24 protein-coding genes are annotated in these 23,985 nt (G+C 50.8%); 13 read left to right on the forward strand and 11 right to left on the reverse strand.

Going from position 1 to position 23,985, the window contains the following annotated elements:
* The first annotated feature begins 42 nt into the window (after positions 1-42).
* Positions 43-1,776, forward strand: coding sequence for a diflavin flavoprotein (locus tag JJD41_RS13005; RefSeq protein WP_200666525.1), 1,734 nt, complete (start codon positions 43-45; stop codon positions 1,774-1,776).
* Between the two features lie 108 nt (positions 1,777-1,884).
* On the opposite strand, the gene JJD41_RS13010 is transcribed toward JJD41_RS13005, so the two are convergent.
* On the reverse strand, positions 1,885-3,240 hold the full coding sequence (locus tag JJD41_RS13010) for an IS200/IS605 family accessory protein TnpB-related protein (protein ID WP_200666527.1): 1,356 nt from the start codon (positions 3,238-3,240) through the stop codon (positions 1,885-1,887).
* A 56-nt stretch (positions 3,241-3,296) separates the two neighbouring features.
* Here JJD41_RS13010 and tnpA point away from each other — a divergent pair, with 56 nt between their 5' ends.
* A complete protein-coding gene (tnpA, locus tag JJD41_RS13015; RefSeq protein WP_200666529.1) occupies positions 3,297-3,713 on the forward strand; it encodes an IS200/IS605 family transposase in 417 nt (138 codons plus the stop codon).
* Positions 3,714-3,959: 246 nt separating this feature from the next.
* On the opposite strand, the gene JJD41_RS13020 is transcribed toward tnpA, so the two are convergent.
* Complete coding sequence (locus JJD41_RS13020) at positions 3,960-5,192, reverse strand: DUF4336 domain-containing protein (RefSeq protein WP_200666531.1); 1,233 nt, start codon at positions 5,190-5,192, stop codon at positions 3,960-3,962.
* A gap of 102 nt (positions 5,193-5,294) precedes the next feature.
* Entirely contained in the window at positions 5,295-5,609 is a 315-nt protein-coding gene (locus tag JJD41_RS13025; RefSeq protein ID WP_200666533.1) for a hypothetical protein, read from the reverse strand.
* A gap of 135 nt (positions 5,610-5,744) precedes the next feature.
* On the opposite strand from JJD41_RS13025, the gene JJD41_RS13030 reads away from it, so the two are divergent.
* Positions 5,745-5,993: a DUF6737 family protein gene (locus tag JJD41_RS13030; protein ID WP_200666535.1), complete on the forward strand. Its 249-nt coding sequence runs from the start codon at positions 5,745-5,747 to the stop codon at positions 5,991-5,993.
* A gap of 59 nt (positions 5,994-6,052) precedes the next feature.
* Here the strand turns inward: JJD41_RS13030 and egtD are convergent, their stop codons facing one another.
* From egtD to egtC, 3 genes are all read right to left on the reverse strand, one after another.
* The gene (gene egtD / locus JJD41_RS13035) at positions 6,053-7,117 is read right to left on the reverse strand and encodes an L-histidine N(alpha)-methyltransferase (protein WP_200666537.1); all 1,065 of its coding nucleotides are present in this window, start codon (positions 7,115-7,117) and stop codon (positions 6,053-6,055) included.
* Between the two features lie 126 nt (positions 7,118-7,243).
* On the reverse strand, positions 7,244-8,464 hold the full coding sequence (locus JJD41_RS13040) for an SUMF1/EgtB/PvdO family nonheme iron enzyme (protein WP_200667319.1): 1,221 nt from the start codon (positions 8,462-8,464) through the stop codon (positions 7,244-7,246).
* Positions 8,465-8,471: 7 nt separating this feature from the next.
* Positions 8,472-9,263: an ergothioneine biosynthesis protein EgtC gene (gene egtC, locus JJD41_RS13045; RefSeq protein ID WP_200666540.1), complete on the reverse strand. Its 792-nt coding sequence runs from the start codon at positions 9,261-9,263 to the stop codon at positions 8,472-8,474.
* A gap of 172 nt (positions 9,264-9,435) precedes the next feature.
* Between egtC and JJD41_RS13050 the strand changes: the two genes are divergently transcribed.
* On the forward strand, positions 9,436-10,113 hold the full coding sequence (locus JJD41_RS13050) for a dual specificity protein phosphatase family protein (RefSeq protein WP_200666542.1): 678 nt from the start codon (positions 9,436-9,438) through the stop codon (positions 10,111-10,113).
* Between the two features lie 449 nt (positions 10,114-10,562).
* Here JJD41_RS13050 and JJD41_RS25370 read toward each other — a convergent pair whose 3' ends face one another.
* Positions 10,563-10,694, reverse strand: a complete 132-nt coding sequence (locus JJD41_RS25370; RefSeq protein WP_255547286.1) for a hypothetical protein — start codon at positions 10,692-10,694, stop codon at positions 10,563-10,565.
* A gap of 41 nt (positions 10,695-10,735) precedes the next feature.
* Between JJD41_RS25370 and JJD41_RS13055 the strand changes: the two genes are divergently transcribed.
* A complete protein-coding gene (locus JJD41_RS13055; RefSeq protein WP_200666544.1) occupies positions 10,736-10,960 on the forward strand; it encodes a hypothetical protein in 225 nt (74 codons plus the stop codon).
* A gap of 123 nt (positions 10,961-11,083) precedes the next feature.
* Here JJD41_RS13055 and JJD41_RS13060 read toward each other — a convergent pair whose 3' ends face one another.
* Entirely contained in the window at positions 11,084-12,127 is a 1,044-nt protein-coding gene (locus JJD41_RS13060) for a S66 peptidase family protein (RefSeq protein WP_200666546.1), read from the reverse strand.
* Positions 12,128-12,314: 187 nt separating this feature from the next.
* On the opposite strand from JJD41_RS13060, the gene JJD41_RS13065 reads away from it, so the two are divergent.
* Together JJD41_RS13065 and JJD41_RS13070 are read left to right on the forward strand one after the other, a co-directional pair.
* A complete protein-coding gene (locus JJD41_RS13065) occupies positions 12,315-12,581 on the forward strand; it encodes a helix-turn-helix domain-containing protein (RefSeq protein ID WP_168567747.1) in 267 nt (88 codons plus the stop codon).
* 128 nt (positions 12,582-12,709) lie between these two features.
* Entirely contained in the window at positions 12,710-13,636 is a 927-nt protein-coding gene (locus tag JJD41_RS13070; RefSeq protein ID WP_200666548.1) for a hypothetical protein, read from the forward strand.
* A gap of 61 nt (positions 13,637-13,697) precedes the next feature.
* Here JJD41_RS13070 and JJD41_RS13075 read toward each other — a convergent pair whose 3' ends face one another.
* Positions 13,698-14,123, reverse strand: a complete 426-nt coding sequence (locus tag JJD41_RS13075; RefSeq protein WP_200666550.1) for a hypothetical protein — start codon at positions 14,121-14,123, stop codon at positions 13,698-13,700.
* 50 nt (positions 14,124-14,173) lie between these two features.
* Positions 14,174-15,835: a CTP synthase gene (locus JJD41_RS13080; RefSeq protein WP_200666553.1), complete on the reverse strand. Its 1,662-nt coding sequence runs from the start codon at positions 15,833-15,835 to the stop codon at positions 14,174-14,176.
* Positions 15,836-16,006: 171 nt separating this feature from the next.
* On the opposite strand from JJD41_RS13080, the gene JJD41_RS13085 reads away from it, so the two are divergent.
* From JJD41_RS13085 to JJD41_RS13100, 4 genes are all read left to right on the forward strand, one after another.
* Positions 16,007-17,074 (forward strand): mechanosensitive ion channel family protein, encoded by a 1,068-nt coding sequence (locus tag JJD41_RS13085; protein WP_200666555.1) that lies wholly within the window; start codon positions 16,007-16,009, stop codon positions 17,072-17,074.
* A gap of 209 nt (positions 17,075-17,283) precedes the next feature.
* Positions 17,284-18,237, forward strand: coding sequence for an N-acetylmuramoyl-L-alanine amidase-like domain-containing protein (locus JJD41_RS13090; protein WP_234488618.1), 954 nt, complete (start codon positions 17,284-17,286; stop codon positions 18,235-18,237).
* A 263-nt stretch (positions 18,238-18,500) separates the two neighbouring features.
* Entirely contained in the window at positions 18,501-18,998 is a 498-nt protein-coding gene (locus JJD41_RS13095) for a hypothetical protein (protein ID WP_200666559.1), read from the forward strand.
* Between the two features lie 223 nt (positions 18,999-19,221).
* Entirely contained in the window at positions 19,222-20,979 is a 1,758-nt protein-coding gene (locus JJD41_RS13100; RefSeq protein WP_200666561.1) for an N-acetylmuramoyl-L-alanine amidase, read from the forward strand.
* Here JJD41_RS13100 and JJD41_RS13105 read toward each other — a convergent pair.
* On the reverse strand, positions 20,926-21,117 hold the full coding sequence (locus JJD41_RS13105) for a hypothetical protein (protein ID WP_200666563.1): 192 nt from the start codon (positions 21,115-21,117) through the stop codon (positions 20,926-20,928). The genes JJD41_RS13100 and JJD41_RS13105 overlap by 54 nt on opposite strands.
* A gap of 625 nt (positions 21,118-21,742) precedes the next feature.
* Between JJD41_RS13105 and JJD41_RS13110 the strand changes: the two genes are divergently transcribed.
* Entirely contained in the window at positions 21,743-22,693 is a 951-nt protein-coding gene (locus tag JJD41_RS13110; protein ID WP_200666565.1) for a GNAT family N-acetyltransferase, read from the forward strand.
* Between the two features lie 41 nt (positions 22,694-22,734).
* On the forward strand, positions 22,735-23,829 hold the full coding sequence (locus JJD41_RS13115) for a M28 family peptidase (protein ID WP_200666568.1): 1,095 nt from the start codon (positions 22,735-22,737) through the stop codon (positions 23,827-23,829).
* The last annotated feature ends 156 nt before the right edge of the window (positions 23,830-23,985 follow it).

The following is a 23,985-nucleotide window of genomic DNA, read 5'->3' on the forward strand; positions in this document are numbered from 1 at the left end:
TCTCTCAATCTAAAATCTAAAATCTAAAATCTAAAATCTCCCATGTTAGAGACACCGATAAAAAAACGAGACGTTCAACTGATTACGATCGCCCCAGAAACGCGAGTATTGCGATCGCGGACCTGGGATCGACTCAAATTCGAGATCGAATATTCCCTCCAACGGGGAACGACCGCCAATTCCTTCATTCTCGAAGCCGATAAACTTGCCCTGATCGACCCCCCGGGAGAATCGTTTACCGAGAACTATCTCGACGCCCTCAGTCAGCGACTCGACCTCGGGGCGGTTGATTATGTCATTCTCGGACATTTCAACGCCAATCGCGGCGCTACCCTGAAAGTCTTACTCGATCGCGCGCCACAAATTACCTTTGTCTGTTCCAATCCGGCGGCGTTGAGTTTGCGTCAATTCTTCGAGGGGCGATCGCTCGATATTATCGTCGTTCGCGGCGAAGATACCCTCGATCTCGGCAAAGGTCACCAGTTGCAGTTTCTGCCCCTTCCCACCCCACGCTGGCCCGACGAACTGTTTACCTACGACCCACTCACTAAAATCCTCTATACCGATAAGTTTTTTAGCGCCCACGTTTGCGGCGAACAAATTCTCGATGAGGGCTGGTCTATCTACAGCGAAGACCGCCGCTTTTATTACGACTGTCTCCACGCCGCCCAAAGTAAACCCGTTCTCGGCGTCCTCGATAAAATTGCCGAATTACCCGAGATTAAACTCTACGCCACGGGACACGGTCCGTTAGTCCGCTACGGGATGACCGAACTGACGGGGTTATATCGTAAGTGGTCCGAGGAACAGAGTAAGAAAGAGTTTAATGTTGCCTTATTGTACGCTTCCGCTTACGGCAATACGGCCACGATCGCCAATGCGATCTCCCGAGGGCTGACCCGGGCGGGAATCGCCGTCGAAACCATCAATTGCGAACACGCCCAACCCGCCGAGATTCAAGCCGCCGTCGAGAAATGCGACGGTTTTATCATCGGTTCGCCGACCTTGGGCGGACATCCCCCCACCCAAATTCAAACGGCGTTGGGGGTGGTGCTCAATAGTGCTTCTAAAAATAAATTAGCTGGAGTTTTTGGGTCGTTCGGTTGGAGTGGCGAGGCGATCGATTTACTCGAAACGAAGTTAAAAGATGCCGGGTATAAATTCGGTTTTGAACCGATCCGGGTCAAATTCAAACCCACCGACGTCACGGTACAAGAATGCGAAGAAGCGGGGGTCGATTTCGCTCAATTTCTGCGTAAAGCCCAGAAACGCCGGACGCCGAAATCCTCTGTCGCTGCAACCCAGAGCGATCGCACGGCCCAAGCTGTCGGTCGCATCGTCGGATCGTTATGCGTGATGTCCGTCAAACGGGGCAATGTCATCAGTGGGATGCTGGCGTCTTGGGTCTCCCAAGCCACGTTTAACCCTCCGGGTTTAACGGTGTCTGTCGCCAAAGACCGGGCGTTGGAATCTTTAGCCCACAAGGGAGATCGGTTCGTCCTCAATATTCTCGCCGAGGACAAGAAACACGTGCAGAAACAGTTTATGAAGCGTTTCGCCCCCGGCGAGGATCGATTTGCGGGATTGGAAATTGAAGAAGCGAATAACGGCTGTCCGGTGTTGGTCGATGCTTTAGCCTATTTGGAATGCGTCGTCGATAACCGCATGGAATGCGGCGATCACTGGGTGATTTACGCCCGGGTTGAAAATGGTAAAGTTCTCGACCCGAATGGGGTTACGGCGGTGCATCATCGCAAAACCGGAAGTTATTATTAGTCCCTAGGGCGGGCATTTGGATATCTTGCCCGCCTTTGGAAGAAACTCCAAGCCTCAATCTAAACCTGATGAAGCTCTCCCACCTGGCATAGCCGAGGTGGGAGTGTCCTATGCTAATCTCAGACTATCCTGAGTCCAGAGATCGCACAGACAAGCCCAGCTTCTAGGCGACCGTCCAGAACTTTTGCTGGAACGGCCCTCACGGTCATTTCTGCGCGTGAGCTTAATGATGCCTCTGGCGGCAATATTGCTCGAACCGTTGAGATCGGCGTTATACCGCTTGCCAGAGGAGAATTTTGCAAGTGCGTAATTCCGGGAATCACGCTTGACGATACCAGAACCGTCATAAGCCAGCTTCGAGGTATAAGCGGCAACGACATCAATGACCTTGCCACCCGCCTCTTGCCACTTCATTTCGGTGTAGTCGCGGATTTTAGCTTTGAGCCAACCATGAAAACGTTGACGCAGGTTTGAGCGTTTCCGCCCACCTGTCGCCTTCCAGCCTTTTAGGTTCTCGAAGACGATAGCCTCCGAGTTAAACTCACTGGCAATCTGAACAATCCGCTTAGAAACGATGTGACCAATCTGGGTGTTGATGTTACGGCATTTGCGATAGGTATTGACACAGAAGCCTTTGTGCAGCTTCCCGCCTTTACCCATCGTCTTAGAAGCCCGCATAGAAACGGACTTGAGCCGCTGGTCTCGACGGTCTATGTCTCTTCCAGGGTGAATGAACTCACGATGGATTACAGTACCGTCGAAGGTCACGACGGTTACCGTTGCCGTGGTATTGATGCCCAGGTCAACGGCAACAACATTCTCGTCAGGCTTCCGCTTCGGAGGAACGCAGTGAAACGGAACTGAAAGATGACAGGCTTTGCTATTGAAGATGAGAGACGGCGACAACATCTTGTTGCCCGGCACTTCATGGCGTTCTCGAAGCCCACTAATCTGAACGGTTGTCCAGATCCAGTCAGACCCCGTAAACACCTTAATCTCAACCGCATCATAGCCATGCAGCTTGTAGCACTGGCCTTTGTAGAGTGCAGGATAGCAACCTGCATCCGCATTGAGCGTAGGTGGCTTGGCGTCCCGACGTTTACGGGATAGACCACTTTGCCAATTTCGATACCGAGTTATGTAGCTGCTAACCTGTCCGATCGCAAAACTAATTGCAGCCCTGCGATAGTAGCTGGGGAACTTGTGAAACACCCGATCGATTTGCGGGTATTTCACGACAGGTCGCTTCGCCGTAGAGTGCATCAATCGCTCTACGGCACGGATTTGCTCGTCAGGCGACCCAACTCCTAACTCTGGCCAGTGTGTAAAGACAATGCCGACCAAATATCGACACACCCGACGATAGACATTTACCGTTTCACCGAACAGATAACGCTGCTCGGCAGTTGGGTTTAATGCCCATTTGTCAGTGCGAATAATTTTGGGAGGCTTTTTGACTTTCATGCCTCTATAATATCACAGTGACAATTAAAAAATAAGGCTGAAAGTCTTGCTGAATAATGAATAAACTCCGGTCGTTTTCTCATAGTGTCGCCTTACTCAAGGTGCATATCGTGTTCGTCACGAAGTACCGACATCCCGTCATTACCGACGAGATAGAGGCTGACATCAAGGTGTTGGCTCAGAATATCTGCGCCAAAAACGACTGCATCTTAGAGGATGCAAAGGCGGATTTGGGCGCAAAAGACCACATTCATTTGTTGGTTGACTTGGCTCCAAAAGTGTCCGTATCCAAGCTGTGCAACACCCTCAAAACCGTTACGAGTCGAGAGATTCGTAGGCGCTACGCCCAACAGCTAAAACCGTATTACTGGAAGCCTGTTTTTTGGAAGCGTGGGTTTAGCGCCATTTCCTGTGGCGGGACACCTCTATCTGTCTTGAAACAGTACATAGAAAATCAGGGTTATGACGATTGATACTTCACTGCTCCTTGACCCCCACCTGTTCCGAGGTGGGGGAATGCGTCGCTAATCTCGTTCAAAAGTTATACGGTAAGAGAGTGTTTAGAAAATAAACATAAAATAAACATTAATAGCCCTGTTTGAGAGGGGGCGATCGCCGGAGTTACCCCTATCAGTCGGGTAGAGGCAAGATTCAGCCCAAGAATTTTTGCCGATTGAGGACGGAGAATGTCAAATGTCAAAGGCAATGGTTCGATTTTCCTAGACTTTTTCTTTGGCGGGAGGGGTGACGCCGCGTTGATTTAAGGTGGCGTCTAATTTTTCCAAAAATTCAAAATCTTCTAGAGGAAGTTTGACGCGGGCGAGGGTCGGATCGACGATATAAGGGTTCTTTTTTAAGAAAGAAAAGGCTTGTTTGAATTGGTTGGGCGTTGCTGAAATGGGGGCAGTAAAATGACAGGGAATCATTTGTTGAAATTGCCAGGAGGCGACGCGATCGACCCAGGCGAGGGTGGCTTGAGGATCGCGATTTAAAATGAGGGTTTGTAGGATCGGGGCGACGAATAAATATTGATGGTTTAAGGCATTAAAGGATTGCTGCCAATGGGGTTTCCATCGGAACGGGAATAACCCAAAATAAGCTTTTCTGGAGCGATCGCGCGCCTGGGATGCCTCGCGGAATGCCCGACCCCAGGGAATCACATCTAAGGCACTCGGTTGGAAGTATAAGGCAAATAGACAGATGCGTTGCCACCCTTTACGACGATTGGCGTCGGTGTCTTCTACTTCGTCAAGGGTGGTGTCGCGGGCGTGGAAGAGTAAGGGATAGGGGTCTTCTTGAAGGACGGCGGGCGGGTCTTGGGGGACGGAAACGATCGCGTCGGTTAGCAACAAAGTGCGAGTCCGACGATGAAACAAGGCAACTTCGGTAAATTTGCCCAAGCCGAGGGAAATGGGGCCGAGGATGGCGTAGTCGAACTCGTCGGCGAAGGGGGTTGGCGAACTTTCGGCGGGCAGATACTCGGTGCGATCGCGTGGAAAGCCCAGCCAAGTGAGCGGTAAATTGAGGGGATAACTCCACTGACCGGGGGCGACGAACACCCGCGCTTGGGGGAAGCGGCGCGCGAACGGACCGATAAAGACTTTATGCTCCAATCCGGAACCCGTGGGGAGGATAATATACTTGACCTCGCCGTGTTGGGCGACGAGTTCGTTGAGGAGTCGCAAACATTCCCGGGTCGGGGCGACGGGGGCGTATACCAGCAAACCGCCGCTTTCGAGGCGGACGACGGTCATGCGGATGGGGACGACGACATATAAGATGCCTTGGAATTGATCGAAGGTCCAGATCGTGTTTTTGACGACCTCTTGACGCAGGGTTCGGCGTTGTCCGTAGGGATAGAGGGGAAAAATCGGCCAGAAGGGCCAGGCGCGATCGCGCCGAAAGGACAAACGGTTGTCAGTAGGGGGATAGTTTAGGGGAGGGGTCGCCATTTGTGGATTTCCTGCCTGCGATCGATAACAGCCATAGAATATGTTTATCTAATCGTTCAACTGGATAGTTTAGCAAGGGCGTGCAAGTTATAAAAACCCGGGTTAGCGATCGAGTACCTGACAAAGACGATCTCCGATTCCGTCGGGTTCAAAGGGGCGGGTTCGACCGTCTCGGTCGGTTCGCAGGCGATCGCGACAGTTCCAGAGTTCTCGCGGTTGGAGTTCCCCGTCGATTTGCAATTGGACGCGATATTCCCAATGATATTTGGCGCTGCGTTTGATGCGAACGATGCAAATTTGGCGATAGCTTCGCGACGCCAAATTTGCATCGTTGACGGTATAGCAAGGGGCGGCAAAAACGGGAGAGGGGAGGATGAATGAGAGTAAAACGATCGGGATGAAAACTAGGGATTTCACGATGTTAGGTTTAGATTTGATTAGGGAATCTTTGCTCTTAAGATTTACAATAATAAGAGACTTAGGGGATGAAGCGCGATCCTGAAAAACGGTATAACTTAATTGAGAATCATTCAAGCTAGAGGAGTTTAGGCGATGTCAGAAGCTAAACCATTTAATCCTTGGTCTTATAAACCGTGGTGGTGTCAACCGTGGTCGATCGCCTTAACTGGAATCAGTTTAATTGTGGGGAGTTGGGTACTTTTTAAATTAATATGGCTTAGCGCGATCGTCGCGGTTCCGGTGTCGATCTGGATGGGATTTTTTCTGTTAGTATGGCCGAAATTAATGCAAGAGTATTATCGGGAATTAGAAAGGGGTAAGGGGGAGGCGATCGAGGAATAAGTGTGAGAGAAAGAGGCGGGCAAGATGCCCGCACCACAGGAGTTGTTACCTAAATTGAACTAATTTGGTTGACGCTGGCACAATAACAAGCCAAACCAGCCATTTTCATCAGTCCAGGATTGAACCGGGGCAAGTTGTTTCTGTTGTAAATAATTTTGCATCTGTTCGATGTCAAACTTGCGGGAAATTTCGGTTAAAATACTTTCTCCAGCTTCAAAATCAACCGTTAAATCGAGACCGCGCAGGCGAACGGCGTGCGATCGCAGACAGTGCAAATGCATTTCGATGCGCCGTTTTTCTTCATTATAAAAAGCGCGATGCTCGAAAAATTCGGGATTAAAATTACCGTCAAAACGCCAATTCAAATGCTGCAACATATTGAGATTAAAGGCAGCCGTCACCCCTTGGGCGTCGTTGTAGGCGGGTTCTAAAATTGCTTTAGATTTGTGCAAATCCATGCCTAATAAAAAATAATCTCCCGGTTGCATCGCTTCGACAATTTGGGAGAAGAAGATATCGCATTCTTCGGGGTTTAAATTGCCCAAACTGCTGCCTAAAAAACAAATTGTGCGAGAGGGGAGATAGGTGGGTAGTTGTTCTAAAGCGAGTTCGTAGGTACTGACTAAACCGTGAACTTGGAGGGACGGATAATCGACGAGGAGTTCGCGGGCGCTACTTTCTAAAATGCCGCCACTGACATCGACGGGGACGTAGTGAAGGGGGGAGTCAGAATCGTGATAGGCGTCTAAGAGGATGCGGGTTTTGGTCGAACTGCCGCTACCGAGTTCGACAATCTCGCAATTTCCGGTTAATTTCGCGATTTCCGGGGCGTATTGGCGTAAAATCGCGGCTTCGGTACGGGTGGGGTAGTATTCGGGCAGGTCGCAAATTTGCTCGAACAGTTGGGAACCGCGATCGTCGTAAAAGTATTTTGGGGGTAGGGTTTTGGGAGTTTTGGTCAACCCGGCGACGACATCGGCGGCGTTGGCGATTTCCGTCGCCGAGGTTCCGGAAGGATCGATCAAGCGTTCGAGGCGCAGGCGATTTTCGAGGAGGGACGATCGCGCGATCGCCTCTGCATCGGCGGCGAGAGAAGTGGAGTCAGAGGATTGGGGAAAAGTCATAAAGTTTGAGTGGAGGCACGTACAGGGCAATGTCGTTAAATTCGGTTGAAACAGATTGCCGTTGGTATTGTCCCATCTGATGGGAAGGCGATCGCATCTTTTTTCTGAGGACGCAAATCACAACGACTACAGGCTACGGGCGCAGCGAAATCCGGCGAAAATTTGGCGAATCCAGGGATGGTACCAGTTGCGGAAACTACAGCGCATCGCCCAGGGACGGGTGACGAAACTACCGCCGCGCAATACCCGATGTTCGCCGTCGAAGTAGGTTTGCGAATAGCCGCGATAGGGGAAAGCACTAAAACCGGGATAACTGTCGAAGGTAGTGGCGGTCCATTCCCAGACGTTCCCCAGCATGTCGTAACAACCGTAGGGGCTGGCGCCTTGGGGATAGGCATCGACGGGAGTGGTGTGGGGGTGGGCGTTATCGTGATTGCAATGGGTGGCGGTGGGGAAGCGGTCGCCCCAGGGATAAAGCTGTTGGAGCTCGCCGTCGGGGTTCCAACTGGCGGCTTTTTCCCATTCGGATTCGGTGGGGAGGCGTTTTCCGGCGAAACGGGCGTAGGCTTCGGCTTCGTAGTAGCTGACGCCGCAGACGGGGTGGGTGTCGAAGGTGCGATCGCCCGTCCAGTATAGAGGGCGATCGATCCGATGGGTTTGAACCCAGTTCCAGCCTTCGGAAGACCAATAGGCGGCGGTTTGATAGCCTCGGGCGTCGATAAATTGGCGGTATTGGGCGCAGGTGACCGGGTAGGGATCGATCGCGTAGGTGGGGAGAGAGTGTAAATGGCGCGATCGCTCGTTATCTAAGGCATCCGGGCGATCGTTCCCCTGCCAGAAGTCGCCGCCGGGGATTTCGATGTCGTCGGATTCGGATCGGTCGGCGACGGGAGAAGCGGGGGAATCGGCGGTCGGTTGCCACGGTCCGCGTTGCAGGTTGAGCAGAAAGCCGATGGTTTCGGTATGTTGGCTTTCGTGTTGAAGGATAAACCGCCAGAGTCGTTCTTGTTCTGAGATCGGGGCGGTCTCTAAATAAGAGAAGGTGCGATCGCGCACTTCGTCGAGATAGGCGACAATTTCGGGAAATTCGGGTAAATTTACCCGTTCGCTTTTCGGTAAGCCGTCGGCGGCGAGCAGTTTGTGATATTGCGGGCGCAAGGGCGCCATCCCGGCACAATGTTGGAGCAACCAGAGGGCTTCGGTATAAGCAATATGGCCGAGATGCCAACCGACGGGGCTAAAATCTGGGTGAACTTGGTGGCGGAAGGTGGGATCGTCGATCGCCTCAAAGAGTTCGAGGGTGCCTTGGCGACAGCGAATGAAGCCATCGCGCAGGTTTTCGGCGATCGCCCGGTCAGCATTGGAGGGGGTAAACGTGGAGGTCGAGGTCTGCGGTAACACGAATCAGGCTATTTTCTGGACAACGGTTCCAGTGTCCTGCGAATAAGGGTTCGGATGCAATCATCACCGCGTCGGGAAAGCGGCGATCGTCGCGCAACCAGTACAGGGAAGGCGGTGTAGCGGTGGTGGCAAATCGGGAGGCGACCATTTCCCGTCCGTTACTCACGATGAGGTTGGCGGAAAGGGAGATGTTATCCGGTCGCGCAAGTTTGGCGAGGGTGGTGACGGTCTCGTATAAAGCTTTTTCGAGATCGTCGTCGGTTTCGAGTAGTTCTTCGAGAAAGAGGGCAAAAATATGCTCTGAGTCGGTGGTTCCGTGAATTTTGAGATAGATTTCCTCGCAGAGGCGATCTCGGATCGGTTTATATAAGGTGTGGCGAAAGTTTTTGATAAAGCCGTTGTGGACGAACAGGCAGTCGCGATCGCCGAAAGGTTGGCAGTTACTGAGATCGAGCGCTTGTCCCGGGGTGGCGCTGCGGACGTATCCCAACACCGAACCGGACTCGATATAGCGGCTGAGTTGGGGGAGATTGATATCGTTCCAGATCGGCAAAATATGTTTGTAGGTAAACGGATGGGTTTGGCGTCGGGCGTGATACCATCCAATCCCGAACCCGTCGGCGTTGACGACGCCAGAGGTCATCTCGCGGGGTTCGTAGCTTTGAACGACGAGAGAATGTTCCGGTTCGTACAGGAGGCGATCGAGTTGAATCGGCGGTCCGAGATAACCTAACAAACGACACATAAGGATTTTAGAGTTTAGAGTTTAGATTTTAGAGTTGATAGTTTAGATTTTAGATGATGACATCTGGGGTGGCGGCGATCGGTAAAAATCTGAGTTATTTTACCAAAGTTATTCAATTTTCCAATAAGATATCCTATGCAATAACCTATCCGTCACCAAGATTGCCTAAAACATGAAATACATTGTCCTCTTTATCGGAGTGGGTTTATTTTTTGCCAGTTTAGCCGTTTCCCTCCAAGGATGGGGGTGGTTATTTTTATGGCCCGCAGTCAGTTTTTGGTTGGTCGCGGCAGCTTATGCGGGGTTAGGTTATCGGGTGTTTGGCAAACAGGATAATGGACGCTTGGCGATTTGGGCATTGATATTAATGTTGCCTTATTTGCTCGTTCGCTGGGGAATTTGGCATCTGGAACATCGGATTTTAAAAGAAGATTGTTATAACGAAGTCGCTCCGGGAATCTTTTTGGGACGGCGGGCGTTTGCGAAAGAATTACCGGAAGATATTAATTTAATTGTGGATTTAACGGCTGAATTTCCGGTTTTGAAAGAAGTGATTGAGGGCAAGTCTTATTTATGTTTGCCTACTTTAGATGCATCCGTTCCCAGTGACGCGGAGTTTCAGCAATTAGTGGAACAGTTAGTAGATTGGGAAGGAAATATCTACTTACATTGCGCGATCGGTCACGGGCGATCGGCCACCGTTGCGGGCGCCTTATTAATTGCCCGAGGATTGGCAGACAATGCCCGAGAAGCAGAAGAAATGCTGAAAAATGCCCGACCTTGGGTGAACTTGAGCCAATCTCAAAAAGATTTACTACAACAGTTTAAACCCGTCCAATGCGTACAATAAAAGTTGTTGGCAAAGTTGTTTAAGTTCTTTAAAAGAGCGATCGCCCCTCCTGTCATTCTTGTTTTTACGGGGATGACATGACAACATTTGTCGAGAATTATAATTTTCAATGATTTTCGTCGATCGGATAAGCTGTTAGACATTTAAACGGCTTGAGTCCGAGTGGATATCCAATCCAAACACAAATAGACCGCATTCATTCCGGGCGCTGCGGTTGAGGGAAGATCCGGGCGATGTCGTCACCGTGCGAGAGATCGTAGCGGATCCCGAAGTCGAGGAAAATAAAGAGCTTGAGGAGGATCGGTAATGCTCGGAAGCGATCGCCTCCAACGACTAGAGATTCACCCTTTATCTGTTCGAGAGAACCGATCGCCAGAGCCGAGCTATCATCAACTCAGTTTGTTCTGAAAAAAGATTATTCTGGAGCCTATCAACAAACCTTATTTTTGTCAGCGATCGCGATCGCACCAATGAGAGGAAACGATCGCCTGACTGGAGAGATCGCGATCGCCTCCCGAGCGGGATCGTATCACCATTTCAGTTTGGTTTGAATCACCGAAACCGTCGGGAAAGCATGACATGATAGGACTGTGAAACTTTACCTAAAATTCCTACAGTAATTATGTACTTTTCAATCCAACTCCTACCCCATGCCATTTCCGAGATGATCGCCCAAATCGGTTGCACCCGACAAGTCACCTTAGCCGATCGCTACGGCTTGATGGCGGCGATTTTTTACTTAGACCATCTCAGCGAAGACGAGAGATTTTCGATCGACCGCCTGCTCAGATCGATTTGCAGGGGCAGAATCCAAGTGGTCGATGAAATTTCAGCCCTTCTGCATTAAAACTGCTCGTTCTCACGGCGAGATCGGCGATCGCCTCTTCTCAAAAACCTCCTTTAAAAATTCCTTAACTTTTGTCTTTCAGCTTTTGTCTTTTAACTTTCTTCTTTCAAGCTTAAAACTCCTTTAACTTACTGCCGATTCTAATAGGGCGATCGTCCCCTGGCGGGCGTCAATTTCCACCTCCACTCCGAGGGGTAAAGTAAATTTCTCCGGGATATGACCGATCGCCGAACCGTACCACGCGGGAACTCCTAGCGGTCGAATTAAATCCGATAAAACTTGCGGCAAAGTTAACGAGGGATCGTCCCCTTCTCCGGCGCTACAATTGCTGCATTGACCAAAAATAAACCCGCTAATTCTATCTAAAATTCCCGCTAATTTCAGTTGGGTTAACATCCGGTCTACCCGATAGATATCTTCGCCAATTTCTTCGACAAATAAAATCGTGTTGTCCCACGACGGTAAATAGATCGAACCGACCATCGCGGCGAGCACCGATAAATTACCGCCGACGAGGCGACCGCGTGCTTTTCCTGGGGCGATCGTCTGGATCGAAAACCCGGGAGGATTGCGGAAAATAGCGGGTCCGGCTTCAAATAAAAGCTGGCGGACGTAGCCAACGGAAAACTCATTCCAGGTCGAGGTTCCCACCGGACCGTGAAAGGTGGACAATCCCGCCCGAGTGTATAAGGCGAGCAGAAGTGAGGTAGTATCGCTATATCCCATAAAAATCTTGGGATGCGATCGCACTAAGTCGTAATCGAGTAAAGGTAAAATCCGGTTGCCACCCCAACCGCCGCGAACGGTCAAAATTGCCTTGACTTCGGGATCGGCAAACATGGCGTTGACATCGGCGGCCCGATCGCGATCGCGTCCCGCCAAGTAGCCGTATCGGTCGAGGGCGTGGGCTCCAAACTTGACCTTCAGCCCCAATTTGGCCAACCCTTGGCGGCTATAGTCGAGATCTTCGCGTTCGATGGGACTCGATGGGTTAATTAACCCGACCGTATCGCCCACCTTGAGGCGTGGGGGTTTCTGGGAGGGGGTCGCCGAGGGGCGATCCCCCGCGATCGCGCTCAAGCTCAATTGAGGCCCCAATTGGGTCAACAGCCAACTCGCCGCCCCCCATTGCAAAAACTGCCGTCGCTTGAAAGCATTGGGATTCATGGATTCCCCTTAAATTTGGGTTGACTTAGAAGCCCGGGTGAGGTTCCGGTATTCGTAACAGTTGCGTTCTTATTTTCTCTATTTTTGGAAGCGGCGATCGCTTCGACCCTTGTCAATCCCTCCGTTTGTGATTATCCTGTTTTAGGATTTAAAATTTCAAGCGCCAATCGAGGAGAATTGACCGAGAGTGAGCAAGTCTGTTTTTACAGAAAAATATGTAAAATTTCGTCGTTTGTTAGTCGAGGTTCGTCAAGCCCATCAACTCACTCAGGTTCAAGTGGCCGAACGCTTACAAAAACCTCAATCTTTCGTATCCAAGTACGAACGAGGAGAACGACGTTTAGATGTAGTCGAATTTTTGGAAGTTGCCCGGGCTTTAGGGGTCGATCCTTCCGATTTTTTGGAACAGTTAGAATATAGTGGGGCAGAGATGGCCGCCGATCGCGATCGTTAAACTCTCGTTAAACTGATGAGGCGAATCGCATTCTTTTTCATTCTCTTTTTCCCGAACAGTAGGGGCGAAAAATTTCTCGCCCCTGGGGACAGAAAAGGGAGGAGAATTTCTACTTGGGGTGGCCGTAGATGCTGACCGATTGGGTTCGACGGTTTAGCGGGAACTTGCCTCCCTTCATTTCTAATTTGACGATCGCTTTTATGTGGGAAAATATCAAAAAGTTTTTTTCGCGGTGGGTTCTCAAAGAATCCTACTCGATTCTGTTTTTAATCCTATTCTTAGCCATTTTACTATCTTCTGCCTGTATTAACGGCTACTGGATCGAACCGAATATTTGCGATGTGTGGCTCAAAGACTTTTTAATTAATTTAGTGGCGGAAGTCCTCGGTATTTTATTGGTGGTGTTTTCAATTACGCGCACGGTTCAACAAAATCGCGAGCGAGAAAAAAAGAAGTTTCGAGAAATTGCGTTTCGTCAGCTTCGCTTTGTTTTACGAAAACAAGTGTCTTTATTATTTGAAATGTATAAGGCATCTTGTCGGGAACGACCGGAAACCGATTATGAAAGTTTGCCGGATTTATTCACCGATCGCTATTACGAAGATGTCCAAAATCTCGATTTATTCAAAATGTCTCCCGTCCTGACACCCCAGGGCAAAAAAATGGACTGGTTAGACTATCTTTCTTACGAATGTTCTAATTTGAGAAATGCGTTGGGGCGAGTGGTGGATCGCTATTCGTTTAATTTAGATTCTAACGTCGTCGATGCCCTCGAAGAAGTTTCCGATGCGGCGTTTATTCGCTTTATTTCTTCGGTGTGGGAAGCGAAAAAACTCAACGGCATTAATTCCCGGGGGGATTTACTCTCGGAGTGCGATCGCCTCTTGCGGGAATATACGGCCTCTTTGCTCAAACTGATCGCCCTTTATAACGATAGCGTGCCGGGCGATCGCCAAATCGTCCTCGATCGCTCTCAATGGAACGATTGGTGGAACCACAACGGCAGACCCCAAATCGGCGACAGTCGCATCAAAGTCGATAGCAAACCCTCTTGACGTTCTCCCCCGCCTAAAGGCGAGGGGATTGTGAAGATGACTAGTCCTCAGCGCAGACAAATTAGCTTAAATGGTAGCCCGTTCTTTTTTCGATGTAGTCTACGATTTTGCGATAGTCTTCGGGATTACTTTGCGGGTGGATGATGATTGGCTTGCCGTTATCGGGCAGCCAAAAGGTCAATTTACCGTTTCCGGGGGTGCGAGAGAAGGTATGAACCCGACTCAAATCGATATCGTATTCGTCGCGCTCGTAAACAATCCGAACCCAGTACGATTCCCGCCGTTCTCGCTGGGCTGTTTTTAGGTACTCTCGCACTTTTTGATACGCCTCCGGATTGCTTTGCGGGTGAATGACAATAGGGTAGCCGTTATCGGGCAACCAAAAGGTTAATTTACCGTTGGCAGGCGCCCGACAAAACGCTGTAATCTGCTTGAGATCGATGACGTAGGTATCTCTCTCATAAATGATTTTGACCCAATACGCCACAAGCCCTCCTCAACTTGCAGATTTGAGCATGACAGCTACCCGTCATTCCGTTAAGAAATGCTCGGAGAACTGAGTGCGGGGGATTCTTCGTGCCGATCGCGATCGCCACTGTCGGCGATCGTGGCGAGTGCGGCTTGAAGTAATCCTTTAAACAGGGGATGGGGTTTATTCAATCGCGAGCGGAATTCGGGGTGAAATTGAGTGGCAATAAAGTAAGGATGGTTGGGAAATTCGATAATTTCTACCAAGCGCCCGTCTGGAGAAGTGCCGCTAATCGAGAATCCCGACTCTAACAACAGTTGGCGGTAGGCATTATTAAATTCATACCGATGTCGGTGGCGTTCGTAAACCACTTCTTCTCGATACAAGCTCAACGCCAGACTTCCCGGGGTAATTCTACAGGGATACAGACCCAAGCGCATGGTTCCGCCGAGATCGACGACATCCTGCTGTTCGGGAAGTAGGTTAATCACTGGGTTTTTGGCTTGGGGGTCGAATTCGGCGCTGTTGGCATTTTCGAGGTGAGCGACGTTACGGGCCCACTCGATCGCGCAGCATTGCATCCCCAAACACAAGCCGAGGAAGGGGATTTGCTGTTCGCGCGCGTATTGAATTGCGGCAATTTTACCGTCGATCCCGCGAATGCCAAAACCGCCGGGAACCAAAATCCCTTGCACGTCTTTGAGATATTTTTCGGCGCCGTAGGCTTCGATATCTTCGGAGTTGACCCATTCGAGTTCGACGTCGATCCCGATCGCGATCGCCGCGTGGCGCAAGGCTTCGACGACGGAGAGGTACGCATCGCTCAAACGCACGTATTTACCGACGATCGCCACCTTAACCCGGTGACTGCCGCGATCGAGTCGTTCTACCAACCGTTCCCATTCGCTCAGATCCGGTTGGCGCGCCTCCATTTGCAGCAAGTTGAGGGTCTGTTGCGCCAGTCCTTCTTTTTCGAGAACCAGTGGCACTTCGTAAATGCTTTTAGCATCAGCTGCGGTAATGACGCTTTCCACCGGAACGTCACAAAATTCGGACATTTTATCTTTGAGTCCTTGCGGTAACGGGCGATCGGACCGACAGACTAAAATATCCGGCTGAATCCCGATCGATCGCAACTCCTTGACCGAATGCTGGGTCGGCTTCGTTTTCATTTCTCCCGCCGACGGAATCCAAGGAACTAGGGTCACGTGCATGTAAACGACGTTGGCCCGTCCCACATCCTTGCGGAATTGGCGAATTGCTTCTAAAAACGGCAGGGATTCGATATCGCCGACGGTTCCGCCAATTTCCGTGATCACCACATCCGGCGTCGTATTTCTCGCCACGCGATGGATGCGTTCTTTAATTTCGTTGGTGATGTGGGGGATCACTTGCACCGTTCCCCCTTGGTAGTCTCCCCGACGTTCTTTGTTAATCACCGACTGATAGATCGAACCCGTCGTCACGCTGTTGAGACGCGACATCGACGTATCGGTAAAGCGTTCGTAATGTCCCAAATCTAAATCCGTCTCGGCGCCGTCGTCGGTGACGAACACTTCGCCGTGTTGGAACGGACTCATGGTTCCGGGATCGACGTTAATGTAAGGGTCGAGCTTCAAAATCGAGACCGAATAGTCCCGCGATTTGAGCAATCGTCCCAGGCTGGACGCTACAATCCCTTTGCCAATACTGGAAACGACCCCGCCAGTGACAAACACAAACTTAGTCATAGAAATTCGCTAACCGCTCAGATTCCCGCGCCTACACATTTAATTGTCCCACACTCTCAACCCGATCATCTCCTCCGAACCCGCACCAATTTACGGCGCGTGCTGCTGCCAATCCTCAAGGTTGCCTTAGTGTGGCAGTATATCTAGAGTCGAACACGTCTGAAGAGTGACATGATGCCAGAGATTCTGCAACAACAATTTTTTCAGAATACGGTTCTAGATTACCTTATTTCTGCTGCTACTTTCTTGGTCAGCATCATCGGGATTAAAATTCTCAATAGCGTTATTTTAGCACAGGTCAAAAAGTGGGCGAGAAAAACGCGCACGGAATTGGACGATTCTTTGATTCAAATTTTTGAATCGAATTTAGTTCCCTTGCTTTACGTCGGCGCTTTATATATTAGCGTTCAAAATCTCGAAATTAATGCCATTTTAGTTCGGGCGATCGACGCCCTCGGCGCGATCGCCGTCACGTTCGCGATCGCCCAAATCCTGGTTTCAGCCAGCGAACGGGCGTTTAACCTCTTTTGGCTCAAAAAAGGTCACGACCCCGCACTCGTCAGCGAAGATATCAAAACCATTCGTCCTGCCATTCGCGTTGTTGTCTGGACGATCGCCACGATTTTCTTACTCGACAATCTCGGTTTTGATTTATCGGCGGTCATCACCGGGTTGGGAATCGGTGGCGCGGCGATCGCCCTGGCGTCCAGAGGTGTTTTGGAAGATCTATTTAGTTATTTCTCAATTCTGTTCGATCGCCCCTTTGAAATTGGCGACTTTATTATTATTGGCGACTACATGGGGGCGATCGAACATGTCGGGATCAAAAGCACGCGCATCCGCAGTTTGAGCGGCGAACAATTAGTGTTTTGTAATAAAGACTTAACCGAATCTCGCATTCGCAACTACAAGCGCATGGAACGCCGCCGGGTGGTCTTCAATCTCGGCGTCACTTACGAAACCTCAACGGACAAACTCGCCGAAATTCCCAGCATCGTTCGAGGGGCGATCGAACAACTCGATAATACTACCTTCGATCGCGCCCATTTTTTCTCTTACGGCGACTTTAGTTTGAACTTTGAGATTGTCTACTACATCTTAAGTAGCGATTACACTCAATATATGGATGCCCAACAAAAAATCAACTTAACCATCAAAGAAGAGTTTGAAAAACGGGAAATTGAAATGGCTTATCCCACTCAAACTCTTTATCTCAATAAATTACCAACAACCGCTTAATTTTTCCGGTTAACCACTCGGAACCCCGAAATACTGTAGAGCGGGCATCATGCCCGCTTCAGGAACAAATTACACCACTCAAAAGCTCCGTAAAATCGGGCATCGTACCCGCTTCAAAAAGTCAGTTCGATTACGCCGGATAATCAAGCCGTTAAAAACAGATTTAAATTCCCACAAAAATCATTAAAACAAAAACTATTAAATTGATGATGAAACTTGCTCGTTTAAAATTAAAATTATGGATCGGCAAACCCTCATTGTTATTCATTTCCCTATTGACCTTGATTGCCCTAACCGCGATCGCCCTTCCCCGCTTGACTCGCGCGCAAAGCGTTGCGGTTCATCCCCAGGGTTCGCCCGTCGGGGTTCCACCGCAATTCGCCATCCCAGAAAATTTCGATCGCGTCATGGAAGAAGCCCGCGATCGTCAATTAAATACCCTTGCTTTCCCCGAACTCATTCAGGCGATCGCCGAACAATTTATCGGAACCCCTTACGTCGCCGGACTCCTAGACCGTAACCCTACGGAAACTTTAGTCATTTCTCTCGATGGATTCGACTGCGTTTTATTCGTCGAAACGGTCTTGGCGATCGCCCGGGGAGTTGCCCTCGAAGACTACTTCTATCCCACTTTTACTCGTAACCTAGAACGCCAACGATATCGAGATGGAATTCTCGACGACTATTGTAGCCGCTTGCACTATTTTTCCGACTGGATCTTTGACAATCAAAATCGCTATTTAGTTAAAAATATCACCCCACTTCTTGGTGGCTTGCCTCTTCCAAAAACACTCAATTTTATGAGCAAAAATAGGGCGTCTTATCCTCAATTATCACGAGATACGAATTATCAATGTATTCTCGACGTCGAACACCACTTAAAACAACAGGCGATCGCCTATATTCCCCAAGATCGAATCCGCCAAGTTTACGATCGCCTGCAACCCGGAGATATCATCGCCACCGCGACCGATATTGACGGACTCGACGTGACCCATACCGGACTCGTTTATCGTTTTGAAGATGGGGCGATCGGTTTTATCCACGCCTCTCCCGCAGGTCGCGTCACCATTTCCCGCGATCTGCAAGCTTACGTCCAATCCGTTGACGGACAAATCGGAATTATTGTAGCGCGTCCCCTAGACCCGCGTTTGGGTTTTTAAGGCGGAATCGGGAGTTGGGAGTCGGTTAAAAATATCTTAAAACCGGATACAGCAATTGGCGCTGTCATGAGGTACAAGAGGCAAAAATCCCCCCAACCCCCCTTAAAAAGGGGGGCAGTGAAAGTCCCCCTTTTTAAGGGGGATTTAGGGGGATTGAAATGTACCGCCCAACAGCGAAAACTGCTGTAAAATGACCGGATTGTCAAGAAACGGGATTGAATTCGATCGGAAACGCTGTTCTCAACTCTCTAGATGCGATTGATATGAAATTTTCTAAAACGTTATCGGTTCTGTTCGCCAGTCTGATTTGCTTAGTGGCGATCGCCTGCAAAAATCCCCAGCGAGAAGCCCTCGGGAATCAATTATTTTTGCAAATTGAAACCCTCAGCCAAAATTTTCAATCTTCCCCAAACATTCTATCCTTAAAAGATGTCACCGATTTTGACTGGGACGAAGTTTACGTATTTAACCCCTATACTACTCATGAAGAAATTGAAAGTCAACTGGGGTTTAAATGGTCTGACGGCGATCGCATCGATCTGGGAAGTCGCGATGACATTAACCTGTTAGTCTTTGTTAAAGATAACCGTGTCGTCCAATATTTAGAAGTTCCTAGAGGACGAGGGGATTTTATTCTCAGTTCGGACAACGTTGGAGGGTTAACGCCGCAACAGGCCAACTTTGAAGTTCGTCCCCAAGGTCAACAAGCGAATTGGATCGATTTAGTTTTAGTTGACTCTTTATCCCCAACTCGACCGTAAGGCTAAACGAGAGGGAGAAAGTGATAAAAATCAACTAAAATAGAGACAATTATCGCAATCTATCCGGCAATTTACCATGTAAATCGGTGACAATTGCACGAACTGTAATTTGGAAATTAAACAAATTTCCTTTAATCTTGTCGTCGATCGCATCGGGAGGCTCAAATTATCCTATGAAGACAGAAGTTAAGCTGAATTCGACTATCCCCAGTTATCGGAAATGATGAGAAAAACCATCGGATTATTGGCATTAGGGAGTATCGCGATCGTGTCTCCGGTTCGAGCGGAAAATGCTCTATTTGTCGCCTATCCTCCAGCCGAACATACGACCAGTGCCGATCGCATTTTTTTAATTGGAACGGCGCCGCCATCGGGGGAAGTATTAATTAACGGACAGGCGATCGAGCGATCGCGCGACGGTCATTTTGCCCCGAGTTTTCCCCTCGAACCGGGGGAAAATATTTTTACCCTAAAACATGGCAGCGAACAGTTACAAATTAAAGTCACGCGGCAAATTACGACGCCGACCATTCCCGAAGGATTACAATTTGCCGAAAACTCACTGACGCCGACGGTAGATTTGGCAAGAATGCCCGGAGAATTGCTGTGTTTTTCCGCGATCGCGCCGTCGGATGCGTCAGTTTCTGTCAGTATCGGACGTCAAACGGTTAACTTATTTCCGCAGTCACAAACTGTCGAATTACCGTCAAATTTATCCGCGTTAATCGACCAAAATAATCCCCAAGTTCGCGATGCGGTCGGCTATTACGAAGGATGTACCGAGGCGCCCTCGACTCCGGGCAATTTAGGACAACCGACCTATCGCCTCACCCTCGACGGTCAGAGTAAAACGCAAAGGGCGCCGGGGGCGATCGCCATTCTGTCGCCGACCCAATTCGAGATCGCCGAAGTGACCGCCGAGTCCGGGGTGGCGCGAACTGGACCGAGTACGAATCACTCGCGCATGACGCCGTTACCGAAGGGAACCCGCGCCGCGATTACGGGTCGCGAGGGGGAATGGGTGCGCTTGGACTATGGCGCCTGGATTAAGGCGGAAGAAGTGCAGGTCACTCAAGGCGGGACGCCACCACGGGCGATCGTGCGGTCTCTCGGGTCGCGGGAGGTTCCGAAATGGACGGAAATTGTATTTCCTTTGCAAACGGCGGTTCCGGTGACGGTCCGACAAGACAGCGATCGCCTCGTGTTGACCTTACACAATACGACGGCGCAAACCGACACCTTTCGCCTCAATGACGGTCCGGTGGTCGAACGGATGGACTGGCAGCCTTTCCCCGATCGCGCCGAATATACCTTGCATTTGAAAAATAAACAATTGTGGGGTTACAAACTCCGTTACGAGGGAACGAGTTTAATTCTCTCCCTGCGACATCCGCCCCGACTCATGGGCGATCGCTCCCGTCCCCTCGCCGGGGTCGAAATCGCGATCGATCCGGGACACGGCAGCCCCAACGACCTCGGCGCGCGCGGTCCGACGGGCTATCCCGAAAAAGATGTCACGGCGATCGTCTCCAAATTACTGCGCGATGCCTTAGTGGCGCGGGGGGCGACGGTCTACATGACCCGGGAAGGCGATGAGGATTTGTGGCCTCACGATCGCGTCGAAATGATTGAAGCGTGGGAACCTCATTTAGCGTTAAGCGTGCATTATAATGCCTTGCCCGATGCCGGAGATGCCATCAACACTAAAGGGATCGGGATGTTTTGGTATAACCCGCAAGCCCACGATTTATCGGTCTTCCTGCACCAATATTTGGTAGAACAGTTAAATCGCCCATCTTATGGCGTATTTTGGAATAATTTAGCTTTAACTCGTCCTACGGTGGCGCCGTCGGTATTGATGGAGTTGGGATTTATGATCAATCCCGACGAGTTCGAGTGGATTACCGATCCGCAAGAGCAGGAAAAATTAGCCGAGGCGATCGCCGAAGCGGTGGATGAATGGGTGCGATCGAAATCCTAGGCGATACGCCGTTCGCGAAGCGACGCCGTAGGCGTTAGGCGTCGCTGTTCGCGATCGCACTTCTGCCAGTCCGTCGAAGCGATCGCTCGCCTCGACGGATTGCTGGCAGTCTCCTGAACCCCGTTGGGGCGATCGCATAAAATCGTGTCATCGGACGAGACCCACCTAGACGAAGGGGCGATCGTTGAGTTAGATTAGAACAGAAAGACAACACTCAACTCCTGTTGGGGGTGAATCCTTTTACAGTAACTCAACAGCAACCAAACGCTCGCTTAAAATAAGCTTAGAACCCTAACTCGACCGCTCTACGGATTCAAGTCCTCCCCTTGAGGCTTGGGTCGTGTCACGTGTTCTTTGCCAAACTTAACCCAGCTAGTTGTTCGATTTTATTTTTATGCGATTGCCAGACACTTAGCGTCTTTGAAGCTTTAGAGAAAAACGCGAGCTTTCCCAGCGCGATCGCCCGGTTTCTTGTATTTATCGTCAATTGTAACCCGTCTGTTTTCGAGTAACGGCGGGGTTGGGGTGCCTTTTTAGAATCATTTGAAGATCGATACAAGTAACCGGGAGAGCGTGCGAAACTTCTCCGAAAACAGCGCGCTTTCTCTCTGCATTTTGCGTAATTTTTCGTTGCGCTCGCTTGCAGAATCGTTCCGATCGCCTTGCATCGGTTCGGGGAGTTTTTTTGTCTTTTTTAGCTTGCGTTGGCCTCAAAAATGTAGCGCGTGCCAATTGTTTTTGACTGTAAATTACCAATTTTTTTATGTTGACCTTAACCCGGCAACCTTACGAGGAAAAAATCGATTTTGAACGGATTGCAAAATCGGTCAAACACTTTGAAAAAGACGGTCAAATTGACGAAGATAGTTTAGTGGACGATTTACCTTTACTGTTGAAATCGTCCCTGACGAGCCGATGCCAGTTGTGGGAAGACGATCGCGCCGACCTGCACGGTTTCGGACTGATGGCGGTTCACCGGATCGACGAATGCCTCCAAGGATCGCTTTATTTTTACGACCTGTCCGGAGATCGCTCGATCCAACTGAGTGCGGAAATTCTCACTTGGGCGGAAACTCAACTGCAAAACCTCGCCCGTTCCTGGAATCTCGAAGCGACCTTAAAAGTTAAAACCCGCGACGATTCGGCGATTCGGATCGCCGTCCTCGAACGTCAGGGCTTCTCACATCAGGGATCGTTTCTGACGATGGCTCACCCCCATCCCGAGGCGATCGCCCCGGTCGGACTGCCGGAAGGCTTCCGAGTGCGACCGTTCGACAGCCGCCAGGAAGCCCGGGAATGGGTGCAATTGTTCGCCGACTCCTTCCAAGACCACTCGGAACGATACGAAGTGAGCGTGGAACGGCTCCGCCACTGGCACGGCGATCGCCACTACCGCCCGGAATTAGACTTGATTGTCGAAGCCCCCAACGGCGAATTGGCCGCTTTTTGTCAGGGTCACTTGCACCGAGGCAACCCCCCGGCGATCGCGCCCAAAACCGGATGGATTCGCTGGCTCGGAACCGGGCGTCATTTCCGCAAAATGGGCTTGGGTCGGGCGTTGCTCTCGACGACGATCGCCCGCTTGCACCGTACCGGGGCGGCGACGGTCAAACTCGGCGTCGATGCCTGTAGTTTGACCGGAGCGACCCGACTTTACGAGGCTCTCGGTTTTCGCCGCGTCGAAACCTGGATGACTTACACTAAGTCAGTCTGAACGGCGCTACAGTAAAGTCAATCGAGTGGGAGTGAGGGTGAATGAAAATTCGGATCGGAGTGCTGTTGGCGATCGCCTTTAGCGTGGGCTTGGCGATCGCCGTGGGGGTCAAAGTAGCATTACAGGTGCCATATTCGCCCTCCTCCCCCTCAGCCCCGACCCTCGAAGCCGTTGCCCCTTCGCCTCAAATCGTCGCTCAGTCGGGCGATCGCCCCCCGGAAATCCGGGCCGAGGCGATCGTCCCCGAACGACTCGTGCGCGATCTCAAAACCTTGGCCTTCGATCGCTCCACACCGGAAAGCCGCGACCGAGCGCGCCGTTACATCGTCGAACAATTGCAAGCTGCCGGATGGAGTCCCACCCCACACCCTTTTCCCGGCGGCATCAACATCGTCGCCGAACGCTCGGGAACTGACCCGGACGCGGGAACCGTTCTGGTGGCGGCCCATTACGATACCGTTTCCGGTTCTCCCGGGGCCGACGACAACGCCAGTGGGGTCGCCGTCGCCCTCGAAGTCGCCCGCTTGCTCGGAGCGGTACCCACCCCGCGATCGCTGCAACTGGCCTTTTTCGATCTCGAAGAAACGGGACTGCAAGGGAGTTTGGCGTTTGCAGGGGAAGCGGATCCGCAACGCCTGCACGGGGCGATCGTCATGGATATGGTGGCGTTTGCCTGCCACGAGCCGGGATGTCAGGACTATCCCAAGGGTTTACCCGTCAAAGCCCCCGATCGCGGCAATTTTCTCGCGATCGTCGGCGATCTCGAACATTTGCCCTTAATCGAAGCGTTTCAACAGGCAGCCCGCGACCCCCTCCCGGCCATTTTTACCCTCCCGGTTCCGTTTAAAGGGCTGTCGATCCCGGATACCCTCCGCAGCGATCACGCCCCTTTTTGGTATCGCGGCATCGGGGCCGTGTTGGTGACCGATACCGCCAATTTGCGATCGCCCCACTACCACCAACCGAGCGACACGCCGAGCAATATCGACCGCGACTTTTTCCTCGGGGCCGCTCAACTCGTCGTCAACGCCACCACGATCGTCTTAAACCGCCGCGCTACCCTCGACAGCCCCCTCCCCCCTCGCCAAGCCGCCACGGGGCGATCGCCCCAGGGATCGGCGGGATCGCTTTTCTGAATTTTTCTGAAGAGTTTTTTAACTTTTATTTCATTCGCGATCTACTCGATGATATGCTAAGCACACTCGATCGAATTTAAAACTTGTAAAGTTTCACGAAAAAGGCAACAAAACCCACTCGGGATACATCGGATCTCTTAAAGAGATTTCCTTGAA

Origin of the sequence: Oxynema mangrovii CENA135 (assembly GCF_016632315.1) — a bacterium.
GTDB classification, from domain to species: Bacteria; Cyanobacteriota; Cyanobacteriia; order Cyanobacteriales; family Laspinemataceae; genus Oxynema; species Oxynema aestuarii.